This window comes from Yoonia sp. (assembly GCF_046292185.1).
GTDB lineage: Bacteria > Pseudomonadota > Alphaproteobacteria > Rhodobacterales > Rhodobacteraceae > Yoonia.
The window spans coordinates 1-4,656 of record NZ_JBKBQY010000149.1 but is presented as its reverse complement, the minus strand read 5'-3'; the positions used below and the strand labels follow the sequence as shown (position 1 = coordinate 4,656).

Annotated in this window: 7 protein-coding genes and 1 tRNA gene; 3 read left to right on the top strand and 5 right to left on the bottom strand. The window is 58.3% G+C overall.

The window, feature by feature from the left end; translation table 11 throughout:
• The first annotated feature begins 65 nt into the window (after positions 1-65).
• Positions 66-140, top strand: a tRNA-Glu gene (locus ACK4TM_RS17110).
• 102 nt (positions 141-242) lie between these two features.
• On the top strand, positions 243-671 hold the full coding sequence (locus tag ACK4TM_RS17105) for a VOC family protein (RefSeq protein ID WP_409703686.1): 429 nt from the start codon (positions 243-245) through the stop codon (positions 669-671).
• 16 nt (positions 672-687) lie between these two features.
• On the opposite strand, the gene ACK4TM_RS17100 is transcribed toward ACK4TM_RS17105, so the two are convergent.
• The 3 genes from ACK4TM_RS17100 to ACK4TM_RS17090 all read right to left on the bottom strand — a co-directional run bounded on the left by ACK4TM_RS17100 (position 688) and on the right by ACK4TM_RS17090 (position 1,940).
• Entirely contained in the window at positions 688-1,209 is a 522-nt protein-coding gene (locus tag ACK4TM_RS17100; RefSeq protein WP_409703683.1) for a MarR family winged helix-turn-helix transcriptional regulator, read from the bottom strand.
• A 66-nt stretch (positions 1,210-1,275) separates the two neighbouring features.
• Positions 1,276-1,548, bottom strand: coding sequence for a succinate dehydrogenase assembly factor 2 (locus tag ACK4TM_RS17095; RefSeq protein WP_409703680.1), 273 nt, complete (start codon positions 1,546-1,548; stop codon positions 1,276-1,278).
• On the bottom strand, positions 1,545-1,940 hold the full coding sequence (locus ACK4TM_RS17090) for a multiprotein-bridging factor 1 family protein (RefSeq protein ID WP_409703677.1): 396 nt from the start codon (positions 1,938-1,940) through the stop codon (positions 1,545-1,547). The genes ACK4TM_RS17095 and ACK4TM_RS17090 overlap by 4 nt, the downstream gene beginning before the upstream one ends.
• A gap of 80 nt (positions 1,941-2,020) precedes the next feature.
• Between ACK4TM_RS17090 and ACK4TM_RS17085 the strand changes: the two genes are divergently transcribed.
• A complete protein-coding gene (locus tag ACK4TM_RS17085; RefSeq protein ID WP_409703674.1) occupies positions 2,021-3,223 on the top strand; it encodes a pyridoxal phosphate-dependent aminotransferase in 1,203 nt (400 codons plus the stop codon).
• Between the two features lie 120 nt (positions 3,224-3,343).
• On the opposite strand, the gene ACK4TM_RS17080 is transcribed toward ACK4TM_RS17085, so the two are convergent.
• Positions 3,344-4,033 (bottom strand): D-lyxose/D-mannose family sugar isomerase, encoded by a 690-nt coding sequence (locus ACK4TM_RS17080; RefSeq protein ID WP_409703671.1) that lies wholly within the window; start codon positions 4,031-4,033, stop codon positions 3,344-3,346.
• A gap of 18 nt (positions 4,034-4,051) precedes the next feature.
• A partial coding sequence (locus ACK4TM_RS17075) for a gamma-glutamyl-gamma-aminobutyrate hydrolase family protein (protein ID WP_409703668.1) occupies positions 4,052-4,656 on the bottom strand: 605 nt, incomplete at its 5' end.

Below are 4,656 nucleotides of genomic sequence, written 5' to 3'. Positions count from 1 at the left end.
GCAAAAAGCGCAATTAACCCCTTGCGCGCGCTGCGGGCTTTGCCTAAAAGCGCGACACCAACTGCGGTCCCTTCGTCTATCGGTTAGGACGCCAGGTTTTCAACCTGGAAAGAGGGGTTCGATTCCCCTAGGGACTGCCATTGGATCCCCCAATCACGAGAATGCGATTTTTGCGGCTTTTGCCGTTTCAACCGGCGCAATGACCGGTTAGGTTTGTTGCAAATCTGAAAAGGAAATCTGCGATGACCCTGAAATATCTCCATACGATGGTGCGCGTGAAAGACCTTGAGAAATCAATGGTTTTCTATGAATTGCTTGGCCTGCGTGAAACGCGCCGGATCGATAACGACAAGGGGCGGTTTTCGCTCGTGTTCATGGCACCAGAAGGACAAGAGGAATGCCCGATTGAGCTGACCTATAACTGGGATGGCGACGATGGCCTGCCGTCGGACAGTCGCCATTTCGGGCATCTGGCCTATCGCACCGGCAATATCTATGACCTTTGCCAGAAGCTGATGGATCATGGCGTGACCATCAACCGCCCGCCGCGCGACGGGCATATGGCGTTTGTGCGCTCACCCGACAACATCTCGATCGAGCTGCTGCAGGAAGGCGATAATCTTGCCCCGGCAGAGCCATGGTCCAGTATGGAAAACACCGGCCATTGGTAATCGGCGCTGCCCCGCCTCAGTAGATATATCTGATCTGATCTGCCCAATACCGTTCGACCCGGCGCAAGGCCGCGGTGATGTCTTCCAGACCGGCATGGTCCAGCACCTGCCGGTCTAGCAGTCCTTCGGCATGGGTGGCGAATAGCCGGGCGACGACCAGTCTGATGTTGCGCCCTTTTTCGGTCAGCCGTACGCGGACGGACCGGCGGTCAATTTCGCTGCGTTCATGGTGCATATAGCCCAGATCGACCAGTTTTTTCAGATTGTAGGATACGTTCGAACCCTGATAATAGCCGCGTGATTTCAGTTCGCCTGCTGTCACCTCATGGTCGCCCACATTGAACAAGAGCAAGGCCTGCACGGCATTGATATCCAGCAGGCCAAGCCGTTCGAATTCATCCTTGATCACATCCAGCAACAGCCGGTGCAGGCGTTCCACCAACGTCAGCGCATCAAGATAGGATACCATGAAGGATGCCTGCCGCGCCGCCACCACGCCCGGTTTATCCTGCGCGCCAAGGTTGGTGTGAATGCTCATCCCAATGCTCCGTCTGCTGTCCCAAGGCCTGTCTAGACCACAAAAGCCAACATCCGGTTAAAGCTATCAGGCAGGCCGCGTGACCCCATGCGCGCCCGCAGCGATCCGGGCGATCAGATCGGCATAGATGTCAGGGACCGCAAATTGCCCGCCAACCCAGCCGTAAAGATCATGGTCATTTTCGGACAACAGCGCATCGTAAAGCGCCAGTTCATCAGCAGTCATCGCGGTCAGTTCTTCGGCGGCAAACCCCGAGAGGATCAGATCCATTTCCTTGATCCCGCGCCGCATGGACCGCATATGCAACCGCTTGCGAGTATGTTCGATGGTTTCCGTCATATCACCCTGCGCAATGCCGTCTGAAGTTGTTTTTCCACCTGCCCCATCCGGTCCAGCGTATGCGTCATCTGCGCGCGCAGCTTGCGCAGTTCCTGCATCAGGGCCGTGACATCAGCGGGAATTTCCACCGCGTCGTCGGGCGCGTTCAGCCCGTCACCCTGCCCGGTCATCAGCCAGCCGAGCGAGACGCCAAGCATCCCCGCCAGCATCTGCAGCCGGTTGGCGCGCGGTTCGCCCGTGTCATTCTCCCAAGAAATCAGTGTCGTGAGCTTGACGCCCAAGGATTTGGCGAGGTCTTTCTGGCTCAGCCCGGCCTCTTCGCGCGCGCCTGCCAGCCTGTCGCCAAAGGTGGCGGCCTCTGGGCTGTACCAATCCGTGTTTGTTTCGGTCACATCATGCTCCTTGGTTCTTGCTATGACGGCTTGTATGATCTTATGTCACGTTGATTGCACTCTGACCACCGGACATCCCCATGACTTTTCTGTCTGCGACGCTTGATCGCGTGAAACCATCGCCCACCATCGCCGTGACCACCAAGGCAGCCGAGCTGAAAGCGGCGGGGCGCGATATCATCGGCCTAGGCGCCGGAGAGCCGGATTTCGACACGCCCGACAATATCAAGGCCGCCGCAATGCAGGCGATCACCGACGGCAAGACGAAATACACCGCCGTCGACGGCATTCCCGAACTGAAGCAGGCGATCTGCGCCAAATTTCAGCGTGACAATGACCTGAGCTATGTGCCGGCACAGGTCACGGTGGGCACCGGCGGCAAACAGGTGCTGTACAACGCCTTCATGGCGACCCTTAACCCCGGGGATGAGGTGATCATTCCCGCCCCCTACTGGGTCAGTTATCCCGATATGGTGCTGCTCGCCGGTGGTACGCCGGTAACGGTTGCGGCGACGCTGGACTCGCAGTTCAAGATCACTGCCGCGCAATTAGAGGCGGCGATCACGCCCCGGACGAAATGGTTCCTGTTCAACTCCCCCTCGAACCCGACAGGCGCGGGCTATTCTTGGGATGAACTCAAGGCGCTGACCGATGTGCTGCTGCGCCATCCTCACGTCTGGGTGATGACCGATGATATGTATGAGCATCTGGCCTATGGCGAATTCAAATTCTGCACGCCCGCGCAGGTCGAACCGCAGCTTTATGACCGCACACTGACGGTGAACGGCGTGTCCAAGGCCTATGCGATGACGGGCTGGCGCATCGGCTATGCCGCAGGCCCAGAGGTGTTGATCAAGGCGATCCGCAAGGTGCAGTCGCAATCCACATCGAACCCCTGTTCAGTGAGCCAATATGCCGCGGTCGAGGCCTTGAACGGCCCGCAGGATTTTCTGGCCCCGAACAACGCCCTATTCCGGCGTCGCCGCGATCTCGTGGTCGATCTGCTGAACACGGCCCCCGGCCTTGTCTGTCCAAGACCGGAAGGGGCGTTTTACGTCTATCCGTCGATTGCGGGCTGTATCGGCAAAACTTCTGCCGCAGGCACGCTGATCGACGATGATGAGAGCTTTGCCACCGCCTTGCTGGAAGAAACCGGGGTCGCGGTGGTGTTCGGTGCGGCCTTCGGCCTGTCGCCGAATTTCCGCGTCAGCTATGCGACATCGGATACAGCGCTGACAGAGGCATGTCAGCGTATCATACGGTTTTGCGAGGGTCTGACCTAGTCGGGGGTATGACCAAAGCGAGTCAGGTCAGGATCACCCTCGCTCAAGACATTTGATCTGATCATACGACGGCGAGGCCGAAAAATTTTGGTGGGCGAAATTTTTTTTGCCAAAAAACTTCTACGCGCTCAGCCATGATCGGTAGTCGCTGACCAGCAGATGGGTTGGTGCCTCATCTTCTTCGATTTGGGCGAAACGACCGATCGGATCACGAAAGATATTGTCGGTTTCGTCGTCGTTCACGGTGGACACTTCACCGATCAACACGTCGCCCCCCTCACCCCAGAAGGCATGCCAGTCACCTGGCATCAGCGTCACGCTTTCACCGGGGGCAAGACGCAGCTTTTCTCCGGGGGCAAAGCGCCGCGCGATGCCGTCGCACATGACGGTGCCGCCAGCTTGTTCGTCAAAACCGCCATCAGGCCCCGACCCGAAAAGTTCCACGACCAGTGTTGCGCCACCACGGTTGATGATATCTTCGGCCTTGATCACATGAGTATGCATCGGCGACAGCTGATCCTGTTTCGAGATCAGTAATTTTTCAGCATAGCACATGCCACCACCACGTTGCAGATCAGCCAGCCTGCCGTTGCGCAAGGTGAACAGGAACAGCCCCATTTCGTCATAGCGACCAGCGCCGTAATCGGTGATGTCCCAGCCGCAGCGCGCGTCAATCACGGCTTTTGAATCGTTGGCGCGGGCCATGAATGTTTCGGGTGTCCAATAAGCCCACGGCGGAAGGATAAATCCGTGGGTGCGGATCATGTCATCCGCTGCAGCCATGATGTCGTTGATGCGGGATCTTTTCATCGGGCGATGCGTAATCGATTACGAAACCTTGCGCAAGGCCCCTGCGGCCCAGTCGCGGCAGGCGTCACCAAAAGCTGCGAACAAGGGTCGCGATACAGGGTCGGCATCGGCATTCCATTCGGGGTGCCACTGGACAGACAATGTGAAACCCGGCGCATCGGCGATATAGATCGCCTCGGGCGTGCCGTCGGAGGCATGGCCGTCGACGATGACGCGGGGCCCGGGCTTTTTTATCCCCTGCCCGTGCAAGGTATTGGTCATCACGCTGGGCGCATCCATCAGCCGATGAAACACGCCGCCAGGGCGGAAGGTCACAAGGTGCCGCAATGCGAATTTTTCATCAAGCGATCCGTCCGGCGGCATACGGTGATTGTCACGGCCCGGCAAATCGCGGATTTCTGGAAAGAGCGTGCCGCCCATCGCCACATTTACTTCCTGAAATCCCCGGCAAATCCCAAGGATTGGCTGGCCGCGCGCCACGCAGGCACGGATCAGCGGCAAGCTCAGCCGGTCGCGCTCGCGGTCGAATGTCCCGTGGGCGGGTGTTTCTTCTTCACCATATTCCTCCGGGTGGACATTGGCCCGGGCGCCAGGGAACAGAAACCCGTCACAGGTATTCATCA